Below are 20486 nucleotides of genomic sequence, written 5' to 3'. Positions count from 1 at the left end.
ACTCCACCTGGCTGATAGCCCGGCACGGATTTCAGACGCCGAAAGCCGTCCGGCACAACCTGCTTCCATCCGCGGCCCTCGCCGCGTAGGCTTCAATCCGGTGTCTCAAAAACTGCGGGCGGTACAGGGTTATTTAGGGCCGACTAGTTACAATGCGGTCCGCCTGCGCCAACTGGCCCGCCGGAGCCAAGAATGCCCCGCAGACCCGCCGTTTGCTGGCCCTGGCGGTGATCTACGAGGACGGCTCGCGCACCCAAGCGGCTGAGATAGGCGGAGTTAGCTTGAAGATCGTGCGAGCTAAGCCCCGCCCGCCGGCACGCCTGTGTGGATCACGTGACGAGCAAGTTTGGCGTCTCAGAGCGTCTGGCCTGCCGGGTTCTGGGACAGCACCGCTCCACCCAGTGCAAGGGTCCCAATCAGCCCGAGGATGAGGCGGCTTTGAAGGCCGACATCATCGCACTGGCCACCCAGCACGGCCGTTACGGCTGCCGTCGGATCGCGGCTCTGCTGCGGGACGCCGGCTGGCTCGTGAACAAGAAGCGGGTCGAGCGGATCTGGCGGCGGGAGGGGCTCGAAGTGCCGCAAAAGCAACCGAAGAAAGGACGGCTCTGGCTCAACGACGGATCCTGCATCCGCTTGCGGCCCGAGTATCCTAATCATGTCTGGTCGTATGACTTTGTTGAGGATCGCACCCATGACGGGCGCAAGTTCCGCATGCTCAACATCATCGACGAATTCACGCGCGAGTGCCGGACCATCGGGGTGAACCGGAAGCTGAAAGCCGTCGATGTGATCGACGTGCTCTCGGACCTGTTCATCCTGCGCGGTGTTCCAGGCCATATTCGTTCCGACAACGGCAGCGAATTCGTCGCTAAAGCCGTGCGCGAGTGGATCACGGCTGTGGGCGCCAAGACAGCCTACATCGAGCCGGGCAGCCCGTGGGAGAACGGCTATTGCGAGAGCTTCAACTCCAAGCTCCGCGATGAACTGCTGAAAGGAGAGATCTTCTACACCTTGGAGGAGGCAAAGGTGGTGATCGAAAATTGGCGCCGGCATTACAACACGGTGCGCCCGCACTCATCCTCGGGCTACCGGCCGCCCGCACCAGAGATCTTGCTACCGGCTTCCAAGCTGGCGCCCAGACCAACGCTGAATTAACATCACATCCGGATCACCCACATGGGGCAGGCCAGGACCGATACACTCTTATCCTCGCTATAAGGTAAACCTGCGACAAGGGACGAGCCGTGAAAGCGCGACACATGGTGCGGTAGCACGTCATGCGGCTGGCTGGGCGACTGACCGGCGATACTGCACGATCTGCTGGTCCAGTCTGGCAATTGCCGTGCGAGCGAGACCTCTGAAGCGGTTTTGGGTCGCTTCTCCGGCCTCATTCCATGGGAGCGAGAATTCCACCTCGTAGAACGCTCGCGCGACGTGCTCGACTTGCTCTCGGGTCATGCAAGTCTCCTATGTTCACGAGGCAGTATATCCTATTTAGGAATACTCCTCCTTAGCCCCGACGAGCTACTCCGTTCGATAAGAGTTGGATCCATGGTGCCTTGATTATGCATGAACGATGCGGTCGGCCGGCGCTTAGCGAAAAAAAGAATGCGCCCCCCCGAAGGAGAGCGCTGAGTTACCGATACTATGGGGCAAACCTAGATCGGGGTATGGGGAACAGCCAAGCTAGAGGATGGTTCCGATACAAGGTGTCACGCTTTCGGAGGGTCGCATCGGCGACCCTTGCCGCCAAGCTTACCGACTCTATGTCGTGCCCTCCCAGGAGATGCGGCGCATCCCTTGGTTGTCAGATCGCCCTGCTGGCCTCAGGGCTGGCGGGGCTCTTTCATATGAAAAGTCTGATTGTCCTGCGAGCGCCGACGCTTCATAGCGTCCCAGGCGAGCACTAGAAGAGCAACCGCAAGTGTGAGGAGGCTCCCGCCAAACGGAGCTGCGAACAAGGCTAAATCTATCCCATACGGCCAAAGGAGAGCGATGGTAATCGCTCCACCGATGAATGCGCTCGATATAACCAAGATAACCATGTGATACCCCTTAGGGACTAACCCTTATGGGTATAGTTAGGTCACTAAAGCATCGGACCCAAAAGTGGACTTGCACTTTTGGGATCCATCCGATGCATTCTTCTTGAATGAGAGCATCGGTCAGAACGGAAAACCGGATCCACTTTTCCGTCCGATGCTCTAGCGTAGGATAATTAGCCTCAATCTCAATCCGGCATTCCTCGGACCAGGTGCTGACGGGTTGGCCGGTGAGCTCGGAGAGGACCAAGCTATAGGTGAGGGCGTCTTATCCCCGCAGTCCACAGAAACGGAAGCATCGCGGGAGTAGGGCATCAGAAGTTGATGCTGTCGAAAAATGACGAGAGGCTTTCGTAATTGAGGAGCCCCGACTGATGGAGTGCCCGAATAAGGTTTGCTGCACTGTTGATCAGGCGAGCAAGGGCGTTCAGGAAATCAACGTGCTTGGACGGCTTCATTTGTCATCCTGAAATGAAAAAAGCCGCCCCGAGGTGGAGCGGCTTTGCTGAAACGATAGTTTAGGGTCTAGATACTACAAACCCCGCACGTGGCGGGGCGAATCGATGCTCTCAAAACTTCGGCATCTATATATTGCGGTAGCCGATTTCTTAGGTTCCTGTCAAGCTCTACCTTCCTCCTCTGGAAGAGAGGCAGGAGCAGGGGGGCTCAAATCTGACGGGGTATGCCGCGCCGCAGATCGAGCGCCTCAACCGTCTCTTTCCGAATAGCAGTCAGAGTGGCTTCGACGGCCCCCCAGGTGCCCGGCAATATCTCCTCAACGGCTTGGATTGCCGCCGCCTGAGAGTCGACCCGAACCAGAAAGTAGGAAACGGCTGGGTGGCCGAGCTCAGTCGGGATCTCGACCTTGACTGAATAGCAAGGCACTCGGTTGTCTTGCATCGTTCCCCCACTGCTGGCGGGATCAATATCACTCTCGTGCTAGATCAGGAAGAGAAGCGGGGAGGGACGTCAGACCCCTGACTTACGCCACCCCGCCTGACGGGCTGCAATCTCAGAGCAGAACCATCGTTCGCCCTTGAGCCAGTTGATTCTCGTCTGCCAGTAATATTTCTGTCCGGGCACGTGATAGATCTTCTCGCCGGAGTTGAAGCTGATGTTGGCCTTTACGCTGCAACCGACAAGCGGCGGCCCGACCTCAAGGCCGACGAAGCCTGCCACAACGAAACCTCCGACCATCATTGTAACAAAGGAACGCAAACGCTTCCTTCGATTGCGGCGTGGGGGAGCCTTATACTGCGGCTGTTGCTTGTGGGGTGAAACTCTATTGCGGGAGGGTGGAGGCTCTGGCTGACGTCTGCCGAACTGGATTACGGTCACTCTTGAAGCCTCACGGCGGGCACTTCTCTATTCGGCGGTTTGAGGTCAAGCGCTTTTAGGCTGTTTTACCGCTCCGATGTCTGATGTCACTCGCGGGTCTTGCTTCTCTTCGGGATCAGCTCTCGGGCTCTCCCAGTATGGGATCAGAAGAACGAGGCAGCCCAATCTGTTGCGCGTTCTGATCGCGCCAGGCGCGACCGAGACAAGTGCCCACGCGAACTCACCTCATCCATCGTCCCGCGAGGGACGTCTCTCCACCGACTGGCGGAACTCGTCGATCCTTCTGTTCTCGTGATAGGTTGTTGCGGTGAGTGATCAGGCGGCTGCCAAGACACTCTCCTTCGTCCAGCGGAACTCAGCGCCATCGCTCCAGAGGCGGTGCATGATCACCGCCAAGCGCCGCGCCAGAGCCACGATGGCCTTTTGCAGGCCGCGCCGGCGGGCCACGGTCATGGCCCAGGCCTTCAGCCAGGACCATTTCTGCACCCGGGTCAGCAGCACCTGGGCCGCCTCATAGAGCAGCGCTCGCATCATAGCGTCGCCGCACAGCGAGACACGTCCGATCCGGTTGCTCTCGCCGGACTGGTTGAGAACCGGCGTGAGCCCGAGAGCGGGGCCAACCGCCTTGGAATTCTTGAACCGCGCCGGAATGTCGATCGTGGCGCGAAAGGCGAGCGACACCACGGGACCGACACCGGGAATGGTCATCAAGCGCCGGCAGACGTCATCATCCCGGACGGTCGCCAACACTTTGCGGTGAAGAGTGGCAAAGCGCTCCCGCAAGCTCTGACGGGCTTCGAGCAGGCAGGCCATGATTTCAGCCAGTTCCGGCAGGTCGGCCACGAGCTCGCGGATCCGGTCCTCGAACCTGACCTTGCCAATGACCCCGACCTTGAGCCCAAAGTTGCGCAGCAGACCGCGGATGTCGTTCTCAATGGCAATGGCTTTCTCCTGCAACAACTTGCGTGCGGTCAGCAGGGCGCGCCGGTGCTGGCTCGCCAGCGTCTTCACATGGACGGATCGGAACAGGTTGACGCGCATCATCTGAGCAATGCCGCGAGCATCGTTGCGGTCGGTCTTGTTCACCTGCGCCTTCAGGAACGCCTTGGTGTGGCGTGTCTCGATGCAGATGACCGGCAATCCCGCCGCGGCCAGCCCGCTGTAGAGCCACTGCGACAGCGGACCGGCCTCGAGCCCGACCCGCTCGAGCCGCCAGGCTGGATCCCGGAGCACCTGAACCAAGTCGTCTGGATGGCTGGTCACCTTCAGTTCACGGCAGACCTTGCCCGTCTCGTCCAGAATGCACAAAGAAGTCTCTTTGACCGAGACATCGAGGCCGGCATAATGCTTCATGCTGCGCTTCTCCCACTGATGCTTGTGGCTGGTCCTACCCAGACCACGTTGTACCATCAGCCTGAAGCGCAGCACCTCGTGACAGTCCGGCGGGGTGTGGCGCAAAGCCGAATACCCCATCTGTTGCAGCAACTTGAAAGGGCATAACGAACGCCGTTGGGCGGGTCATTCGTAAGCGTGGCGTCATGGCCGCCTACCGAAGCAGCGATCAGGATGAGATAAGTGTCCACGAAGATTGAAGCGGACACTTAGGCGGCATGTATGTCAGAGATGGAGCCTCGCCGTCGACGCAGTTGGACAACGCAGGAGAAGTGGCGGCTTGTCGAGGAGGCCAGGCTCCCCGGAAACGCTGTCGCGGAGGTGGCTCGTCGACGCGGCGTCAACAACAATCAGCTTTTCGGTTGGATCCGGTCTGCCGAAGCAGGCAAGCTGGGTCCCCGTCCAGCTTCTCTGGTGCTGCTCCCGGAAGCTTCATCGCACAATGAGTTCATCCCGATTGGGGTCTTCGGGACGTGCGACGACGAAGGGCCCGCGATCACAATGCCGGCTCTTCGCCCGCCGGACGCCAATCCGGTGGAGAGTTCGGCACAACCAAAAGCCGAGAGGCCGACCCGAACGCCGATGCTGGAGGCGCGGCCTGGCGTGATTGAGATTGACCTGCCAAACGGTGCGCGTGTTCGGGTTGACGCCTTTGTCAACGAGCGGGCGCTGCGGCGGGTTCTTTCGGCCCTCGGGGCGAAGTCATGATCCAGATCGCTGCGGGAACGAAGGTGTATCTGGCCTGCCAGCCGGTCGACATGCGCCGTGGGTTCGACGGTCTGTCGGCGGAGGTCGTCAACAGGATGAACGCCGATCCCTATTCCGGCCATCTGTTCCTCTTCCGCGGGAAGCGAGGCGACTATTTGAAAGCTCTGTACTGGGATGGAACCGGGCTGTGCCTTTTTGCCAAGAGACTGGAACATGGCAAGTTCGTCTGGCCGTCGCTTGTCGATGGCGTGCTGCAAATGTCGGCGGCACAACTTGCTCTTCTCGTTGAAGGCATGGATTGGCGGCGCACGCTGATGCCCGAGCGTCCGCCAAAACCGACGATGGCCTGATAACATACTGTTTCTGCATCTAAAAACGTAGCTGTACCGGGTCACTTGTGCTAGAGAAACATATGTCTCTTGCTGCTCCCGATGTGCTGGCCGAACTGGAGGCGTTGCGCGCCTTGACCGCGCAGTTGCAGGCGGAGCTTTATGCCAAGAACCTCTATATCGAGAAGCTGAAGGCGCAGCTCGCGAGCCTGAAGCGCGCCCGCTTCGGCCGCTCCTCGGAGAAACTCGACCATCTCATCGAGCAATTGGAACTGGCGATTGCCGATCTAGAAGAGTGCGAGGCTCATGCTGACATCGAGAGGACGGCAGCGCGGCCCATTGCATCCTCACCATCGGCTGGCGCGACGGCAAAGTCGTCTCTGGGCCGCAAGCCCCTACCGGCTCATCTGCCGTGTGAGACAATCGTGCACAAGCCGGATTGCACCTGCCCGAATTGCGGCGGAAGCGTCTTCAGCACGATCGGCACGGATGAACGTGAGGTGCTGGAATATGTGCCGTCGCACTTCAAGCGGGTCGTCCACCTTCGTCCGAAGTTGAGCTGCCGCACCTGCGAGACGATTGTTCAGGCGCCGATGCCATCGCTGCCGATCGAGCGCGGTCGACCTGGTCCCAGCCTTCTCGCCCATGTCCTGGTCTCCAAGTATTGCGATCATCTTCCCCTGCATCGTCAGAGTGACATCTATGCGCGCGAAGGCGTCGATCTCGATCGCTCGACGCTGGCCGGCTGGGTCGGGGCGATGGCAGCGCTGCTTCAGGTCTTGAGTGACAGGATCGGAACCCATGCCCGTGCCGGCGAAACGGTGCATGCTGACGACACTCCTGTTCCGGTCCTCGATCCTGGCCGCGGCAAGACCAAGATCGGCAGGCTTTGGACGGTTGTGCGCGATGAACGTCCATGGGGATCGGCCGTGCCGCCCGCGGCGTTCTATGCCTATTCTGCGGATCGCAAAGGGGAGCGGGCCCAGCACCTGCTGTCGCCTTGCCGTGGCTTCTTGCATGCCGATGCCTATGCCGGCTTCGACAAGCTCTATGCTGGCCATCCACTCACCGGCGAGACGCGCCTGATCCAGGTAGCCTGTTGGTCCCACGCCCGCCGCGATCTGTACAACGAGTTCCTCCGCAATCGCTCGCCTTCGGCAGAACGGGCATTGGACCTGATCTCCGAGCTGTTTGCGGTTGAAGCTGGGATCAACGGCTTGGATCCAGAAACGCGGCTGGCTGTGCGCCTGACCAGGTCTGTTCCTCTTCTGGAGATCCTGAAGCGCCATCTCGACACGACGCTCGCCCGCATCAGCGGCAAAAGCGAGTTGGCCAAGGCGATCCGCTATATGACATCCCGCTGGAAGGCTCTCACGGTTTACACCACGGACGGGCGACTTGAGATGAGCAACAATGCCGCTGAGCGGGCCATCAGACCTTTGGCCCTGGGCCGGAAGAACTATCTCTTCAGCGGGTCCGATGCCGGAGGCGATCGCGCAGCGGTCATCTACACCATCGTCGAAACCTGCAAAATGAACGGCATCAACCCGCAAGCCTATCTCGCCGACGTCATCGAGCGCATCGCTGATCATCCAGTCAACAGGATCGATGAACTGCTTCCATGGAATTGGACGCCACGGTCTTAGTGTCCACTTGGCCATTGACGGACACTATCCTGTCCCAGCCAGCGGCCATCACACCACGCTTACTAATAAGTGCAAGTTCCTCATTCGTTCTACCTTAGCGTGTCAATGGGAACAGTTCTTGCGCTGGCCGCTGTAAACAGAAAGGTTCCGTCATGACGCCTTCACCTATGACTGCCCTCACAGACGTTTTCACCGAACCCAGCGACGTCGACCCGGAAACGCTCAACAATCTGGGTCCTCTGCGGCGGCTGGCTGGGCGCTGGCGCGCACGCAAGGGGGTCGACCTCAACCCGAAGGCGGACGGTCCGGAGCGGCGCGTGTTCATCGAGACCATCGACTTCCAGGCGATCGATCCGCAGACCAACGGGCCGCAGCTGCTCTACGGCCTGCGCTACCACATCCACATCACGACCGAGGAGGAGGACATCACCTTCCATGATCAGGTCGGCTATTGGCTCTGGGAGCCGGCGACCGGCCTCGTCATGCAGACCATCGCCATTCCCCGCGGGCAAGTCGCCATCGCGGCTGGCCAGACGACACCCGATTCCGACGAGATCGTCGTGACGGCGACCCGCGGGCAGACCGGATACGGCATCTGCTCGACAACCTTTCTGGAGCGGGCGTTCCGCACGGACACCTACAAGATCACGATTACCTTCCATCCGGACGGGAGCTGGAGCTATGTGACCGATACCGAACTGCTGGTGCATGGCCGGGACACACCTTTTGCTCATCAGGACCGAAACACGCTCCATCGGGTCGGTGAGGCGAGGCCCAATCCCCTGGCGTTGATTTTAGCCAAGCGGAAAGCAGGTTGAGCGGAATGGCGCGGGCGGGCGTCGCTCCGTAGCGAACCTTCTCTGCACAACGGTTCAAGCTTGCGCCCCAAATCTGCTCCGCTTACCTTGGTGTGTCCAGAGGACTTCGATCTTTGACCTGGCTGGGATTGATCTCCATTCTCCTTTTTGGCGCTCGCTTGGAACGGGTTTGACGATGAGACGACCCACACGCCGGGAGATCGCCGCACAGGACCGCCAGATGCTGATCCGCCAGGCACAGTTTCGCCTGGCCGCTGATGCCGTGACTGCAGCACTCTCCGGGGTTCCAGAGGTCGCGGCGGTGGCGTTGATCGGCTCGATCGCCCGGCCGCTGTGGCGGGAGGTGCCGCGCTTTCAGCCGTTCCGAGACTGGGACGTTCCAGTCTGGCACGAATGCAAGGATGTCGACTTAGCAGTATGGCTCGATCGCCTGGACCGGCTCCAGACGCTCAACCGGGCCCGCAGCATGGCCCTCCACCAGCTGTTCAAGGAAAAGCAGATCGGGGTGGCTCACCATCAGGTCGAGATCTTCATTCTACAAGGAGAGGCGGACGCCTATCAAGGCCGGCTCTGCCCCTTCTCGCGGTGTCCGAAGGGCAAGCGGGAATGCCTGGTCCCGGGCTGCGGGCGGGAACCGTTCCTGCAGCAGCACGCCGGCTTTACGTTCTGGCCGGACGCGCTGGCACCAGCTAGCATCATGCACCTGTATGATCGGCGGCGCGGCATCCTGCGATGTGCCTCCGAGGTATCGGCCCAGGGACAGGACGACCATGTCGCGACAGCATGACGCCTCGTGTGACGAGTATCGGAATCTGTGCAGCATCCCTGTGAGCTATGGTGCTATGCCCCTTTCATTGGTGCCGATCTGGCGGAATGGCAGCGATCCGGGCCGGATCGGCGCCATTCCGCCCGACAAATTCGCGTGCTCCTCGTGACGGCTCTCAGCCGTGTTCAGTGGGTCTTGCGGCTCTGTAAAACGGATAGTGCGGATTGAAACACTTGGAAGCGCCTTCAGCCACAATGCCCCGGGTGCAGTTGCGTCTCACCCCGCGCGGGCACCTCTGGCTGGAGGAGGCAGTCGACGCGCCCACCCTGGATGACAAAGTCGCGGCACGGCTGGCCGAGGCGTTTGGCCGTGGCACCGGATATGGGCTATTGCAACTCGGAGCGGGAGAAATCGGTCAGTCCTTGCCCCCCGCCTTCATCTGGTGGCGCGATTTCGCCGCACGCTATGTTGAGGCAGTCTGTCTTCATGGCGCGGGTGGGGGCGGAGAGACGCCGTCCGCCGTTGCCCCGCTGGCCGAGAACGAACTCGCCACACTCGTGCTGACCGCCCCGATGATGCCGGGGGCGGAATACCTGACCGTCAACATCCTGCGTGGGCTGTGGGACGATCTGTCCACCGCATTCGCCGGGCTGTTCACAGCATCCGGGACTGAACTGCAAGGTTTTCTCAAAACGCTGAACCCGGCCTGGAATCTGATCGGCCGTGTCCACTTCAATCTGGCGGAGAACCGCCGCGACCCGGAATGGCCCTTTGCCTTCCTGGCCACCTACACCACGCGTCTGTCGTCCCAGGCGAGGGCCCAGCATGTGCCGCTCGGCCAGGCGTTGCACGAATACGCCGGCGCCGCCAATCGAGACAGGCTGCTGTCGCTCTTGATGCCGGTGCAGCGGGCGGCGGAGCGCGTCAGTTGGCTCAAGGCCATGGTCGATGCCGGCGAGATCTTTCATCCTCTCCGCTGGAGTCCCGCCGAGGCCGCACGGCTCCTGAACAGCGTGCCCGACCTGGAAAGCGCCGGTGTGATCGTGCGCCTGCCGGCTCAGTGGCGCGCGGGCCGCCCGTCACGCCCGCAGGTCACCGCCACAGTTGGCGCCCGTCCGCCCTCCGGGACAGGGCTTGACGCCCTGCTCGACTTCCACATGGACGTGACCCTGGAGGGTGAGCCGCTCACGGCTAAGGAAATGGCCGCCTTGCTCGCCGGGACCGAGACGCTGGCGCTGCTGCGGGGCCAATGGGTGGAAGTCGATCGTCCGCGTCTGGAACGCGCGATGCGCCGCTTCAAGGAGGTGCAGGATCTCGCCGAGCAGGAGGGGCTCACCTTTGCCGAGGCCATGCGCCTGCTGGCCGGCACTGAGGCCACCGGGGACGACGAGCCCGCCGCGGTTGCCGACTGGTCTCACGTCACGGCCGGAACGTGGCTGACCCAGACGCTGAAGGCGCTGCGCAACCCCGACGGTGCCGGGGTTGATCCTGGCCCGGCCCTGAAGGGACGCTTGCGCCCGTACCAGAAGGCCGGTGTCGAATGGCTTCACCTCCTGAGCGGACTTGGCCTGGGTGCCTGTCTGGCCGATGACATGGGTCTGGGCAAGACCATCCAGGTTTTGGCGCTGCTGCTGATCCAGAAGCGGAAGGGAGCCGCGCGCAAGCCGAGCCTGTTGGTGGCGCCGGCATCGCTGCTGGCCAACTGGGCGGCGGAGATCGAGCGCTTCGCCCCTGGGCTGAACGCGAAGATCGTGCATCCCTCGGCGGTATCGGCCGAAGACCTCAATCAGATGACGGGGGAGGTATTGTCGGGCCTGGATCTGGTGATCACGAGCTATGGCTCGCTGCTGCGCCTGCCGGTGCTGGGCGAAACGTCCTGGCGCTTCGTGGTGCTGGACGAGGCGCAGGCGATCAAGAACCCCAATGCCAAGCAGACCCGGGCGGCCAAGGCCCTGCAGGCGGGAGCCCGCATCGCGCTGACCGGAACGCCGGTGGAAAACCACCTCGGCGACCTGTGGTCGATCTTCGACTTCATCAACCCCGGCCTGTTGGGGAGCGCGAAGGAGTTCGGCCGCACCACCAAGGCCCTGGCCGAGCGGCCGCACAACCCGTACGGCCCGCTGCGTGATCTGGTCCGGCCCTACATCCTGCGCCGGATGAAGACTGACAGAACCATCATTGCCGACCTGCCGGACAAGGCGGAGGTCAAGGCGCTGTGCCCGTTAAGCCGCAAGCAAGCTGCGCTCTATGCCGAGACGGTGACGGATCTGACCAACGCCTTGCAGGATGCCGACGGGATCCGGCGCAAGGGCATCGTGCTGGCGACGCTGATGCGGCTGAAGCAGATCTGCAATCATCCCTCGCAGTGGCTGAACGATGGCAAGTGGGCCGAGGCGGACAGCGGCAAGTGGGCCCGCCTGCGCGAGATTGCCGAGGTGGTCGCTGCCCGCCAGGAGAAGATGCTGGTCTTCACCCAGTTCCGCGAGATGACGGCGCCGCTGGCCGCGTACTTGAGTGGGATCTTCGGCCAGAGTGGGTTGGTTCTGCATGGCGACACCCCGGTCAAGAACCGTCGGGCACTGGTTCAGACCTTCCAGGAGGACGAGACCGTGCCGTTCTTCGTTCTGTCCCTAAAGGCAGGAGGCTCAGGGCTGACGCTGACCGCGGCGTCTCACGTGGTCCACTTCGACCGGTGGTGGAACCCGGCGGTGGAGAACCAGGCCACCGACCGCGCCTTCCGGATCGGCCAGAAGAACAACGTCCTGGTCCACAAATTCGTCTGCCAGGGTACAGTGGAGGAAAAGATCGATGCCCTCATCGAGGCGAAGAAGGGGCTGTCGGACGATCTGTTGGCTGGTGGCGACGAGATCAATCTGACCGAGATGAAGGATGAGGATCTGCTGCGGATGGTGGCTCTTGATCTGAGGTCGGTCATGGCGGAGTAGGGCGGATGGCCCCTTGGTTCGATGGAGCATGGCCCTCCTACGTTCCGGTTGCGGAGCGCCGGAAGCAAGCCGCGCGCGAGGTGGAAAAGCTGCGCAAGAAAGGGCACCCGGTCGCTCCTGTCGTCCTGGAGGGACGCACCATCGCCCGGACCTTCTGGGGCAAGGCGTGGTGCGACAACCTGGAGAGTTATCAGGATTTCGACAATCGCCTGCCGCGCGGCCGCAGCTATGTTCGTAACGGTGCGGTGATCGACCTTCAGATCTCTGCGCTGGAGATCAAGGCGCTGGTCAGTGGATCGTCAATCTACAGGGTTACGGTTAGCATCACGGCGTTGGCGCCGACGCTGTGGCGGTCGATCTGCACGGATTGTGCCGGCGGCATCGACTCCCTGGTCGAGCTGCTGCAAGGCCGGTTCTCCACGGGCGTGATGGAGCGGCTCTGCCGCCAGGACCGAGGCCTGTTCCCCAGGCCGTCGGACATCCGGTTCTCGTGCACCTGCCCGGACGGAGCCTTGATGTGCAAGCACGTCGCCGCGGTGCTGTATGGCGTCGGGGCCCGGCTCGATGAGGCTCCTGAGCTTCTGTTCCAATTGCGTGCAGTCGACGAGAAGGATCTGGTGGCCAACCTTGAGACGGCGCTGCCACTCTCCAATCGGCCGCCCGATCCTGGGAAGATCCTGGAGACGGACGATATCTCGGCCTTGTTTGGCTTAGACCTGGCGGAGGCCGGAGACGCAATCCCAAGTCTTGGTGCTACGCCAGCCGCACCCGAGCCGGGGGCCCGAACTGGCCAGAAGCGGACCGGCACAAAGGCAGTGGGACACATGGCAGTTGTTCGACCCCATCCGGCACCCGCTGCTCCAACAGCCAACACGCATGCCGCACCGCCGTCAGGGCAGAGCCGTAAAACCAGCAAGGCCCGAAAGGCGCCCCATTCTGCTGAGCCGATCGCGCAAACTCGGCCTCTCGACGATTCCCCGATCCGAAAGGCGTCCGGACGAACCCGAGATCCCAAGGCCGGGAAAGGCAAGGGGCCGCGGACAGTCCCGAAGCCCGAGATAGAACTGACCCCGGACGGGTTCGTGAAGTGGTGGAAATGACCTTCCAACCCACGGGAAGCAGGGGGGCTTGGATGCCTCTGAGCACGGTGTGACGAACTCCCTCCAAGCTTGGATCAGAGCGGCGGAATGCCCATATAAAGTCCATGTCGCACAAGGGATCTTCGCCTCGCACCCTCGATCTGTTCGAGGTCACACTCACCGTACCAACACCTCGGTCCGAACCGGCTGCTGCTCCGGCCAAGCCGCTGGCGCTGGCCAGCTTGTCGGATGCTCAGCTGGCCCAGCAACTCGTCCAGCTTCTGGAGGAGGTGCAGCGCCGGATGGAGAAGGGCAGGGGGAGCCGGCCGGAATTGGAGGTGGCGGTCAGAAATGCCAGCGTATTCCTTGAGCGCTACAATTCGCACCCATCAAAACAACGGCGCAAGTCCACGCGCCCTGGCAAGACCTCATCCACATTACAGGAGGGGCAACGCAAGGCAGTGCGGGCTGCCCTTCTGGCAGGGGTGGCGCCGGCACAAGTTGCGAAGCACTTTGGCCTGCCGCGGGCTGCGGTCCGAAAGGTGCTTGAAGAGACTCCGTAGGCTCCTGGGTCGCATTTGAGCATCCGTCCCCCAGCCTCAGCGAGACCCTCGGACTTTTAATCAGAGGGTCCTGGGTTCGGGTCCCAGCGCGCTCACCATATATCCCAGAGGCTTAGATCCCATGTGGCCCGCCGGCAGGTCGCACGCACAGCTTTCAGTAATCACATGGTAAGCACGAACAACAGTTTCGGCGCGCGACGTTCCGACTATAGCTCTCTCGGGCCCTGCTATAGGGAGCTGCGGAGTAACGCTCAGGCTGGTTTTGCGAGCTCCAGATCAATAATTCAGCCTTCCCATAGCGGGAGTAGGTAATCTGGGCAGGCGACTCATAGCTGTGTCAGCCATGGATTCCGCCCCTGGGCACCACTTCTTCTCAATAAATTCGACACTTCAAATAGATAGCAGGTTCGATCCCCACGAAAATCGGAGATCGAGAGTTTATCGTGGGGACTAGCCACTCGCGCTTGTTCAGCTTGGAGATGGGATCGTCCTGTTCAGGGGGCGGGGAGAAAAAGCGTCAATCTCGACATCCTGAGAACGTGAGTTATCGTCTGTGTCGACTGCCCGCTCTGCTCTCCCCTTAGGGGAAAATATCGGCTGGCGCGGCTCGCGGCGGAATATGGGGCTGACATCAGGTTATGTGACCTGATCGACAGGATCGCTGCGGAGGGGTAGGTACGCTGCGCTTTAGATGATCGACGAAGCCTCCCGTCGCGCCTGGATCAGCCCGGCACCAGCATTCTCTTGGCCTCGTGCACGACAGCCTGGGTCACATGGCAGAGCACGGTGCTCACGATGCGGCTCTGCTGCCAGAACAACGGGACATCCAACGGCTGGTCAGGCTGGAGCGCAACCAGCCTACCGGCGCGAAGGTGGTCGATCACAAGCGGCTCCGGGTTCATGCCCCAGCCGATCCCAGCCAAGGCCGCATCCACAAAGGCTTGGGACGAGGGGAGCCAGTGCAGTGGGGGATGAACATCGACTCCAAGCACCTGACGTAACCATTCGGCTTGAAGCCGATCCTTTTGATTGAAGATCAGGCACGGAGCGCGGGCAGCCGCAAGTTCGCTGAAGCCGTCGGCAAACCACCGGGCGCAATACTCTGGGTTTGCAGTCGCAACATAGCGCAGGGCTCCCAGAGGATGGCAGTCGCAGCCCTGGATCGGGGTGCTGTGCCCCGTCACGCCAGCCACGACCTCGCCGCGCCGCAGCCAGTCCGCACTGTGGTCCTCATCATCCAGTACCAAGTCGAACAGGTATCCGTCCGTCTTCGCCATGGCTGAGATGAACCAAGTCGCGAGACTATCGGCATTAACGGCAATCCGCAGGGTCACAGGTCGGCTCTCGGCCTGAAGGCCCGGAAGGCTCCCGCGCAAAGAGCCTTCGAGCAGCGCAACCTGCTCCACGTGCTGGCACAGGCGCTGGCCGACCTCTGTTGCCGTGCAGGGCTGGCCTCGGACCACAAGCACAACCCCAAGCCGCTCCTCCAGCAGCTTGATCCTTTGGGAGATGGCCGAGGGCGTGACGTTGAGGTGCTGCGCCGCCCGCTCAAAGCTGCCGGTTCGGATGACAGCAGCGAGAGTGGCGAGTTGGGCATAATCAAGCATGGATTAGAGAGTCTAATGCTGGCTGACAAAATTTAAGTGTTCTAATCCTGGCGCTTGGACTAGCTCATGTCCACCCTCTATCGGGATTCGGCATGTCCTCCCTGCCGTTACGGGCTTCATGCCGAGCCTGAGCCTCTGACACGCCAGGAAGCCCTATGCCAGACATCACCCAACTCGCCTTGTTCTCCGCCGCAGCCTTTGTACTCGCCATCACGCCCGGTCCAGGCATCTTCTACGTCGCTGCCCGCACTCTCTCCGGTGGTCGTGCGGAAGGGGTGGCCTCCAGCTTCGGCACCGGATTGGGCGGCATGGTCCACGTACTCGCGGGCAGCTTAGGTATATCCGCCATCGTACTAACGAGCGCAGAGTTGTTTACTGCCCTGAAGTTGCTGGGCGCTGCTTACCTAGTTTGGATTGGTCTGCGAACCTTTCACGCCGCCCGCCGGGATGCGTTGGTGGCCTTGGCGGGCGGGACTGCGGCACCGCCCGTTGGCGCACGCCGGGCGTTTCGTGAAGGGGTGCTGGTCGAGGCGTTGAACCCGAAGACAGCGGCCTTCTTCCTGGCCTTCGTGCCACAGTTCGTGGACCCTGCCGCTGGCAGCGTGGCCCTGCAATTTGCTGTCCTCGGCTCTGTCTCCGTTACTCTCAATACCCTCGCTGATGTCGTGGTGGCCTTCGCGGCGAGTGGCATCCGTACAGGTGCGGCGGCACGTCCCGGTTTGATCCGCCGCCTGCGGGAAGGTTCGGGAGCCGCTATGATCGCGCTTGGCGTCGGCCTCGCTCTGGCAGGACGCCCTTCAACCTGATTACTGAATTTTGCAGGACCGCGCCTGCATTTGGGATCGCACGTGATGACCAAACACAAAGCATCGAAGCTGTTCAGCGGCCTGTCGGCTTTTCCTTTGACCCCGACTGATGCAGCGGGGCATCTGCAAGCTGACGTGCTGTGCCGCTTCCTTGAAAACATCCAGGCGGCAGGGGCAGACTCTATAGGCTTGCTCGGCAGCACCGGTGGATATGCCTACCTGAGACGCGAGGAACGCCAGCGTGTCGTGCGAGTGGCGGTGGAATGCGTCGGCGGCAAGACGCCGATTATCGTGGGCGTGGGCGCGCTTCGAACCGACGAGGCCCAAACGCTTGCCCACGATGCCAAAACAGCAGGGGCCGATGGCTTGTTGCTGGCCCCTATGTCCTACACTCCTCTTACCGAGGAGGAGGTCTTTCAACTCTTTGCGGCGGTGGCCGAGGCAGGTGGACTGCCTTTGTGCATCTACAACAATCCGAGCACTACAAAATTCACCTTCAGCGATGACCTGATTGCCCGTTTGGCGAAGCTCCCGAACGTGACAGCGGTGAAAATGCCGCTTCCTGCGAATGGAGATTTTACTGGTGAGATGGAGCGGCTGCGGGCGATGACCCCAGAAAGCTTCGCCATTGGTTATAGCGGCGATTGGGGCGCAGCCGACGCCCTGCTGGCTGGCTGTGATGCGTGGTACAGCGTGGTTGCGGGCCTTCTGCCTTCTCCGGCATTGGCCCTCACACGCGCGGCACAAGCGGGTGATCATTCGGAGGCGATGCGTATCAACGATGCATTTCAGCCGCTTTGGCAGTTGTTCAGGACGTTTGGCAGCATCCGCGTGATGTATGTGATGGCAGACCTTCTTGGTCTGGCCAGGATTGAGCCGCCGCGCCCAATCCTGCCATTATCCCAGGAGGCCCACAGTAGCGTGGAGAAGGCTTTGCAAAAAGCAAAGGGCAGCTTCATTCCATAAATAGGGCCTCCGCGAAATCTGGTTCAAAATGAGCATGCCCTTTCAAAACCATCTCTGAACTGGTTCGCAAAATACCGATTGACTATTTTAAGTGAACCATCCTAAGTGAACTGACGGTGATCCGAGATGTTCGTCCGAGCCTACCTTCGCGCTTCCACCAACGAGCAGGACGCCACTCGCGCCAGGCAACAGCTTGAGGCGTTCGCCGCGGAGCACGACCTGCACATTGCGTCCTACTACGTCGAGAACGAGAGCGGCGCGAAGCTGGCCCGCCCTGAGCTCTTCCGGCTCCTCTCGGATGCACGCCCAGGCGATATCCTGCTGATCGAGCAGGTCGATCGGCTGTCGCGCCTCACTGCGGCCGATTGGGAGAAGCTGAAGGCCGAACTCGCCGCCCATCGTGTCCGGGTCGTGGCATTGGACCTCCCCACCTCGTGGATGATGGCCAACGCCAAGGCCGATGACTTCACCGTCCGTATGTTCGACGCCATCAACGGCATGATGCTCGACATGCTGGCCGCTGTCGCCCGTAAGGACTACGAAGATCGCCGGCGGCGACAAGAGCAAGGCCAGGCACGAGCCAAGGCGGAAGGCCTCTACAAGGGCCGGAAAGAGGATAAGGCCCGCAACGATGGTATTGCCGCGATGCTCAAGGCAGGCTCGTCATGGTCGCAGATCCAGGCGGCCACCGGATGCAGCCGCGCCACCATCCTCAAGATCGTGAACCGTGCCAAGGCTGGCGCGACTGGGATCGCAGGCTAGGAGATACACCGATGCTCTGGCTTATCTCGATCGGCATTGTCGTTGTGCTGTTTGCAATCATCCCTCTGATCGTCGGCCGGTCTGCCGAATGGCTGTATAAGAAGCTGTCTGGGCAGTAGCTCCCTTTCGCAGGAGGACAGTGACGATGGTCGAGAACTTCTCTCCTGTGATCTTTCTCTATGGCATGGCGATCGTGTTGGCCGTGGGCAAGGTCTTCACCATGACGATCTGGAGAATACTCCCGAAGCCACGGCCGCCCCTAAGAGAAGAGGTGCTCGAAGCGTGGACGCGTCGTAGAGCGCAGACTGCGGCTCACGAACAGGTGCACTCAAGCGCAGGCGGATCCTTGAGCGACTCTCACGACGCCGAGGAAGCACCGCACCAGGCCGCATCAGGCCCTGAGCAGACGCCAGTAGCACAACCAGCGTCCAACTCGCCTACTGGCAGATAAAGGGCGCCAGAACGGCGCCCATATGGCCGATCGTCAGGCAGCCCCTCTTTGTCCAGCAGGTAAGGCGGCAGTCTCAGCAAGCCGCGCCGCGGCGACGGTGCGGAGTCGCCCCCACCGAGAGTGCATGGCAATCGCCTGTGCCTCGTCGCGAAACTCTTGCAATTCCTGTTGCGATAAGTCGCCCTGGCGGCGGAGCATATTGAGACGCGAAGACTCCGCCCAAAACAGGCTGAGCTCGCTGCGCATCATGCGCGAGCGTTCTGTGGTCATTGCTGTAGCTTTCATTGCGCCGTGTTTCAGACGGCGGTTTCTGGTCCGGGGCTGAAACACCGGCTACAGCGTCGGCCTTTGCATCTTTAGGCTTTCAGCTTGCGCCTACTGCCTTGGACATGCATGCAAAGACCCCGGACCCGAAGAAAGTCGCAGACGACAGATGCAGCGGAAAGTGTTTCCGTCCCGTTAATAAGAAGTACTCACAAATCACATTTGCCGTCAACGAGCCTGACTTAATCTTTTTTACGCCGCGCTCTGTATGTCTTTACTTACGACAACATCATACATAGCCATACAAATATCAACTTCAGGCCCTTTTGGACCATATCTATTGTTTATTGAACGTGTGCCTGCTTAATGTCAGCCATGAATGGCGCGCCTAAGCTCCTGACTGAACCAGAAGTCGCAGAGATCCTACGCTGCTCGACCCGCACCGTCGCGCGCATGCGCGAGGCTGGAAAGCTGCCCTACATCCCTGGACGGCCGGTCCTGATCGATGAGGCCGATTTGCTGGCCTACATCGCGAGCAGAAAGCGGACGATCAATCCGCAGGGGCCGAAGCCCGAGCCAGGCGCACCTGAGTATGAAGAATGGATCAACCAGAGAGGCAACGAGCTCGCGCGTAAGATGTGGATGAAGAGCAAGCTGAAAGCTGTGGTGAAGAGCCTTAGGTCGGGTTAGTCGAACAGGTCATCTTTGCCGCTGGCGCTGCCCTGAGATCCTCGCAGCAGCTTCGCCACTCTTGCCTCAAGCTCCTGGCCGGAGAGCTCGTGAAGCTCCTTTTCGTCTGCCGTCTCCTGCTTCTCGAAGAACCCGCCTGCCCGGAGCAGCGAGTTCACTGCCGAGGCCTTGGCCGCTGATGTCGCGTGGGGATCGTCACAGATCTTCATCGCGGTTTGGTAGGCCTTGAGGCCGCCTGTAGTCTGAAGCTCTCGGATAAGCTCCTCTCGGATTTGACGCTCGCTCTTTGCCATTAGCCGAATATCCCGTCGGTTAGGTTGGTGGTCGCTGTGTCTTGTGCAGCCTTGAGTTGCTGCGCCTGATGCCGAAGGGTTTCGATGACTGCAGCCAGGGCTTGCGCCTCCGCGGTCTGGGGCGCCGGCCGGTCCATTTCTGCAAGCCGCTCCCGCGCCTCTCTGGCCTGCGCCCGCTTGGCGCGCTCTGTGGCTCGCGGGCCGGGTCTGTGCGTCTTCCGCCAATCCTCGTAGCGCTTGCGCTCGTCGAGCGTCATTGCATCGAGGCGCTTGGCCCGCTTCTTTGCGGCCCGCTCGATGTCCTTCAGCTTCCGCTGGGTCTTCGTCGCTGTGGCCCCGGGCTGCGGCTTATGCCAGTCCTTACCCTTCGGCGTGCGACCGCCGTGAAGATAGCAGCGACCGTTGCCCATCGCGATTTGCTGACAGAGCCCGCCATCGGTTCTCCGGACCGCCTCGCACTTCGGCAACGTATGACGCGTGGCGTTATAAGCACGGATGGCCACGCGGGCCACAGAACGGAACTGCGCGGACTGCGACCAGCCTGCGTGTGGTGTCGGCCGGCGTGCGCTCATTGTGGTCCACGCCTCGGTAAGCGCGCGTGAGGTATCGTCAGTTGGCCGCGGCCAAGTGTGATCTCACGACCCCAAAACCCCAGGGGGAATAGGCCGGGCCCACAGGCGGCGGCACGCCAGGCCTTCCCCCGTAGGGGTGGGACTTTGCGGGTAGGACTTTGCGGACGCTGAAAGCCTTGGAAACCCTGGACTTTGCGGGACTTTGCGGACGAAAATCCCTGCGAGACCTTGCGGATAATGATTTCAATGACTTAGCAGGGGACCTTGCGGATCCTTGCGGGGACTTTGCGGGTTTTACATGTGCCATACGTTGCCGCTCCTAGATCCTCGGCGCAGAGGATTTGACGGGTTGGGGGTGGCGCAGGAGGGGCAGGCCTTCAGGGGCGACCAACACCTCGATGCTTCGCGCCACTCCGGGCTGACGGCGGATCAAGCCGGCCCGCTCC

General features: G+C 61.3%; 19 protein-coding genes and 1 pseudogene. 13 read left to right on the top strand and 7 right to left on the bottom strand.

Annotated elements, in window-relative coordinates:
* Nucleotides 1-297: 297 nt before the first annotated feature.
* Nucleotides 298-1158, top strand: a pseudogene (locus OCW50_RS30955) (IS3 family transposase); the annotation flags it as partial.
* Between the two features lie 120 nt (nucleotides 1159-1278).
* On the opposite strand, the gene OCW50_RS30950 reads toward OCW50_RS30955, so the two are convergent.
* From OCW50_RS30950 to OCW50_RS30935, 4 genes are all read right to left on the bottom strand, one after another.
* Entirely contained in the window at nucleotides 1279-1461 is a 183-nt protein-coding gene (locus tag OCW50_RS30950; protein WP_210806422.1) for a hypothetical protein, read from the bottom strand.
* An 898-nt stretch (nucleotides 1462-2359) separates the two neighbouring features.
* Nucleotides 2360-2503 carry a hypothetical protein gene (locus OCW50_RS30945; RefSeq protein ID WP_210806420.1) on the bottom strand — a complete coding sequence of 48 codons (144 nt, stop codon included), beginning with the start codon at nucleotides 2501-2503 and terminating at the stop codon, nucleotides 2360-2362.
* Between the two features lie 511 nt (nucleotides 2504-3014).
* Nucleotides 3015-3224 (bottom strand): sunset domain-containing protein, encoded by a 210-nt coding sequence (locus tag OCW50_RS30940; RefSeq protein ID WP_262266473.1) that lies wholly within the window; start codon nucleotides 3222-3224, stop codon nucleotides 3015-3017.
* Nucleotides 3225-3698: 474 nt separating this feature from the next.
* A complete protein-coding gene (locus OCW50_RS30935; RefSeq protein WP_262270956.1) occupies nucleotides 3699-4736 on the bottom strand; it encodes an IS110 family RNA-guided transposase in 1038 nt (345 codons plus the stop codon).
* 261 nt (nucleotides 4737-4997) lie between these two features.
* On the opposite strand from OCW50_RS30935, the gene tnpA reads away from it, so the two are divergent.
* From tnpA to OCW50_RS30895, 8 genes are all read left to right on the top strand, one after another.
* Entirely contained in the window at nucleotides 4998-5483 is a 486-nt protein-coding gene (gene tnpA, locus OCW50_RS30930; RefSeq protein WP_210806414.1) for an IS66-like element accessory protein TnpA, read from the top strand.
* Nucleotides 5480-5833 carry an IS66 family insertion sequence element accessory protein TnpB gene (gene tnpB, locus OCW50_RS30925; RefSeq protein WP_210806412.1) on the top strand — a complete coding sequence of 118 codons (354 nt, stop codon included), beginning with the start codon at nucleotides 5480-5482 and terminating at the stop codon, nucleotides 5831-5833. The genes tnpA and tnpB overlap by 4 nt, the downstream gene beginning before the upstream one ends.
* Nucleotides 5834-5895: 62 nt before the next feature.
* Nucleotides 5896-7458 carry an IS66 family transposase gene (gene tnpC / locus OCW50_RS30920; RefSeq protein ID WP_210806410.1) on the top strand — a complete coding sequence of 521 codons (1563 nt, stop codon included), beginning with the start codon at nucleotides 5896-5898 and terminating at the stop codon, nucleotides 7456-7458.
* 152 nt (nucleotides 7459-7610) lie between these two features.
* Complete coding sequence (locus tag OCW50_RS30915) at nucleotides 7611-8276, top strand: FABP family protein (protein WP_210806407.1); 666 nt, start codon at nucleotides 7611-7613, stop codon at nucleotides 8274-8276.
* Between the two features lie 220 nt (nucleotides 8277-8496).
* On the top strand, nucleotides 8497-9063 hold the full coding sequence (locus tag OCW50_RS30910; RefSeq protein ID WP_247654249.1) for a hypothetical protein: 567 nt from the start codon (nucleotides 8497-8499) through the stop codon (nucleotides 9061-9063).
* Nucleotides 9064-9296: 233 nt separating this feature from the next.
* Nucleotides 9297-11987 carry a DEAD/DEAH box helicase gene (locus OCW50_RS30905; RefSeq protein ID WP_210806403.1) on the top strand — a complete coding sequence of 897 codons (2691 nt, stop codon included), beginning with the start codon at nucleotides 9297-9299 and terminating at the stop codon, nucleotides 11985-11987.
* Nucleotides 11988-12067: 80 nt separating this feature from the next.
* Nucleotides 12068-13087, top strand: coding sequence for an SWIM zinc finger family protein (locus tag OCW50_RS30900; protein ID WP_262300223.1), 1020 nt, complete (start codon nucleotides 12068-12070; stop codon nucleotides 13085-13087).
* A 104-nt stretch (nucleotides 13088-13191) separates the two neighbouring features.
* The gene (locus OCW50_RS30895; RefSeq protein WP_210806399.1) at nucleotides 13192-13629 is read left to right on the top strand and encodes a hypothetical protein; all 438 of its coding nucleotides are present in this window, start codon (nucleotides 13192-13194) and stop codon (nucleotides 13627-13629) included.
* Nucleotides 13630-14351: 722 nt separating this feature from the next.
* Here OCW50_RS30895 and OCW50_RS30890 read toward each other — a convergent pair.
* The gene (locus OCW50_RS30890; RefSeq protein WP_210806397.1) at nucleotides 14352-15236 is read right to left on the bottom strand and encodes a LysR family transcriptional regulator ArgP; all 885 of its coding nucleotides are present in this window, start codon (nucleotides 15234-15236) and stop codon (nucleotides 14352-14354) included.
* Between the two features lie 155 nt (nucleotides 15237-15391).
* Between OCW50_RS30890 and OCW50_RS30885 the strand changes: the two genes are divergently transcribed.
* The 4 genes from OCW50_RS30885 (at nucleotide 15392) to OCW50_RS30870 (ending at nucleotide 19175) form a co-directional block, all read left to right on the top strand.
* Nucleotides 15392-16042, top strand: coding sequence for a LysE family translocator (locus tag OCW50_RS30885; protein ID WP_210806395.1), 651 nt, complete (start codon nucleotides 15392-15394; stop codon nucleotides 16040-16042).
* Nucleotides 16043-16087: 45 nt separating this feature from the next.
* Complete coding sequence (locus tag OCW50_RS30880; protein ID WP_210806393.1) at nucleotides 16088-17008, top strand: dihydrodipicolinate synthase family protein; 921 nt, start codon at nucleotides 16088-16090, stop codon at nucleotides 17006-17008.
* A gap of 126 nt (nucleotides 17009-17134) precedes the next feature.
* Nucleotides 17135-17770 (top strand): recombinase family protein, encoded by a 636-nt coding sequence (locus OCW50_RS30875; protein WP_210806391.1) that lies wholly within the window; start codon nucleotides 17135-17137, stop codon nucleotides 17768-17770.
* A gap of 1081 nt (nucleotides 17771-18851) precedes the next feature.
* Nucleotides 18852-19175, top strand: coding sequence for a helix-turn-helix domain-containing protein (locus tag OCW50_RS30870; RefSeq protein WP_315974506.1), 324 nt, complete (start codon nucleotides 18852-18854; stop codon nucleotides 19173-19175).
* On the opposite strand, the gene OCW50_RS30865 is transcribed toward OCW50_RS30870, so the two are convergent.
* Complete coding sequence (locus OCW50_RS30865) at nucleotides 19172-19468, bottom strand: hypothetical protein (RefSeq protein ID WP_210806387.1); 297 nt, start codon at nucleotides 19466-19468, stop codon at nucleotides 19172-19174. The two genes, OCW50_RS30870 and OCW50_RS30865, sit on opposite strands and share 4 nt — an antisense overlap.
* Complete coding sequence (locus OCW50_RS30860) at nucleotides 19468-19878, bottom strand: cyclin family protein (protein ID WP_210806385.1); 411 nt, start codon at nucleotides 19876-19878, stop codon at nucleotides 19468-19470. Before OCW50_RS30860 ends, OCW50_RS30865 begins: the two co-directional genes overlap by 1 nt.
* Nucleotides 19879-20486 lie beyond the last annotated feature (608 nt).

The organism is Microvirga sesbaniae, from assembly GCF_025460805.1.
Taxonomy (GTDB): domain Bacteria; phylum Pseudomonadota; class Alphaproteobacteria; order Rhizobiales; family Beijerinckiaceae; genus Microvirga; species Microvirga sesbaniae.
The sequence above is the reverse complement of the archived record's forward strand: the minus strand, read 5'-3'. Positions and strand labels throughout refer to the sequence as shown.

Bases quoted from the DNA above. Each gene is read 5' to 3' on its own strand.
- OCW50_RS30950 (WP_210806422.1), bottom strand. From the start codon at position 1,461: ATGACCCGAGAGCAAGTCGAGCACGTCGCGCGAGCGTTCTACGAGGTG.
- OCW50_RS30945 (WP_210806420.1), bottom strand. From the start codon at position 2,503: ATGAAGCCGTCCAAGCACGTTGATTTCCTGAACGCCCTTGCTCGCCTG.
- OCW50_RS30935 (WP_262270956.1), bottom strand. From the start codon at position 4,736: ATGAAGCATTATGCCGGCCTCGATGTCTCGGTCAAAGAGACTTCTTTG.
- tnpA (WP_210806414.1), top strand. From the start codon at position 4,998: ATGTCAGAGATGGAGCCTCGCCGTCGACGCAGTTGGACAACGCAGGAG.
- tnpB (WP_210806412.1), top strand. From the start codon at position 5,480: ATGATCCAGATCGCTGCGGGAACGAAGGTGTATCTGGCCTGCCAGCCG.
- tnpC (WP_210806410.1), top strand. From the start codon at position 5,896: ATGTCTCTTGCTGCTCCCGATGTGCTGGCCGAACTGGAGGCGTTGCGC.
- OCW50_RS30915 (WP_210806407.1), top strand. From the start codon at position 7,611: ATGACGCCTTCACCTATGACTGCCCTCACAGACGTTTTCACCGAACCC.
- OCW50_RS30910 (WP_247654249.1), top strand. From the start codon at position 8,497: ATGCTGATCCGCCAGGCACAGTTTCGCCTGGCCGCTGATGCCGTGACT.
- OCW50_RS30905 (WP_210806403.1), top strand. From the start codon at position 9,297: ATGCCCCGGGTGCAGTTGCGTCTCACCCCGCGCGGGCACCTCTGGCTG.
- OCW50_RS30895 (WP_210806399.1), top strand. From the start codon at position 13,192: ATGTCGCACAAGGGATCTTCGCCTCGCACCCTCGATCTGTTCGAGGTC.
- OCW50_RS30890 (WP_210806397.1), bottom strand. From the start codon at position 15,236: ATGCTTGATTATGCCCAACTCGCCACTCTCGCTGCTGTCATCCGAACC.
- OCW50_RS30885 (WP_210806395.1), top strand. From the start codon at position 15,392: ATGCCAGACATCACCCAACTCGCCTTGTTCTCCGCCGCAGCCTTTGTA.
- OCW50_RS30880 (WP_210806393.1), top strand. From the start codon at position 16,088: ATGACCAAACACAAAGCATCGAAGCTGTTCAGCGGCCTGTCGGCTTTT.
- OCW50_RS30875 (WP_210806391.1), top strand. From the start codon at position 17,135: ATGTTCGTCCGAGCCTACCTTCGCGCTTCCACCAACGAGCAGGACGCC.
- OCW50_RS30870 (WP_315974506.1), top strand. From the start codon at position 18,852: ATGTCAGCCATGAATGGCGCGCCTAAGCTCCTGACTGAACCAGAAGTC.
- OCW50_RS30865 (WP_210806387.1), bottom strand. From the start codon at position 19,468: ATGGCAAAGAGCGAGCGTCAAATCCGAGAGGAGCTTATCCGAGAGCTT.
- OCW50_RS30860 (WP_210806385.1), bottom strand. From the start codon at position 19,878: ATGGGCAACGGTCGCTGCTATCTTCACGGCGGTCGCACGCCGAAGGGT.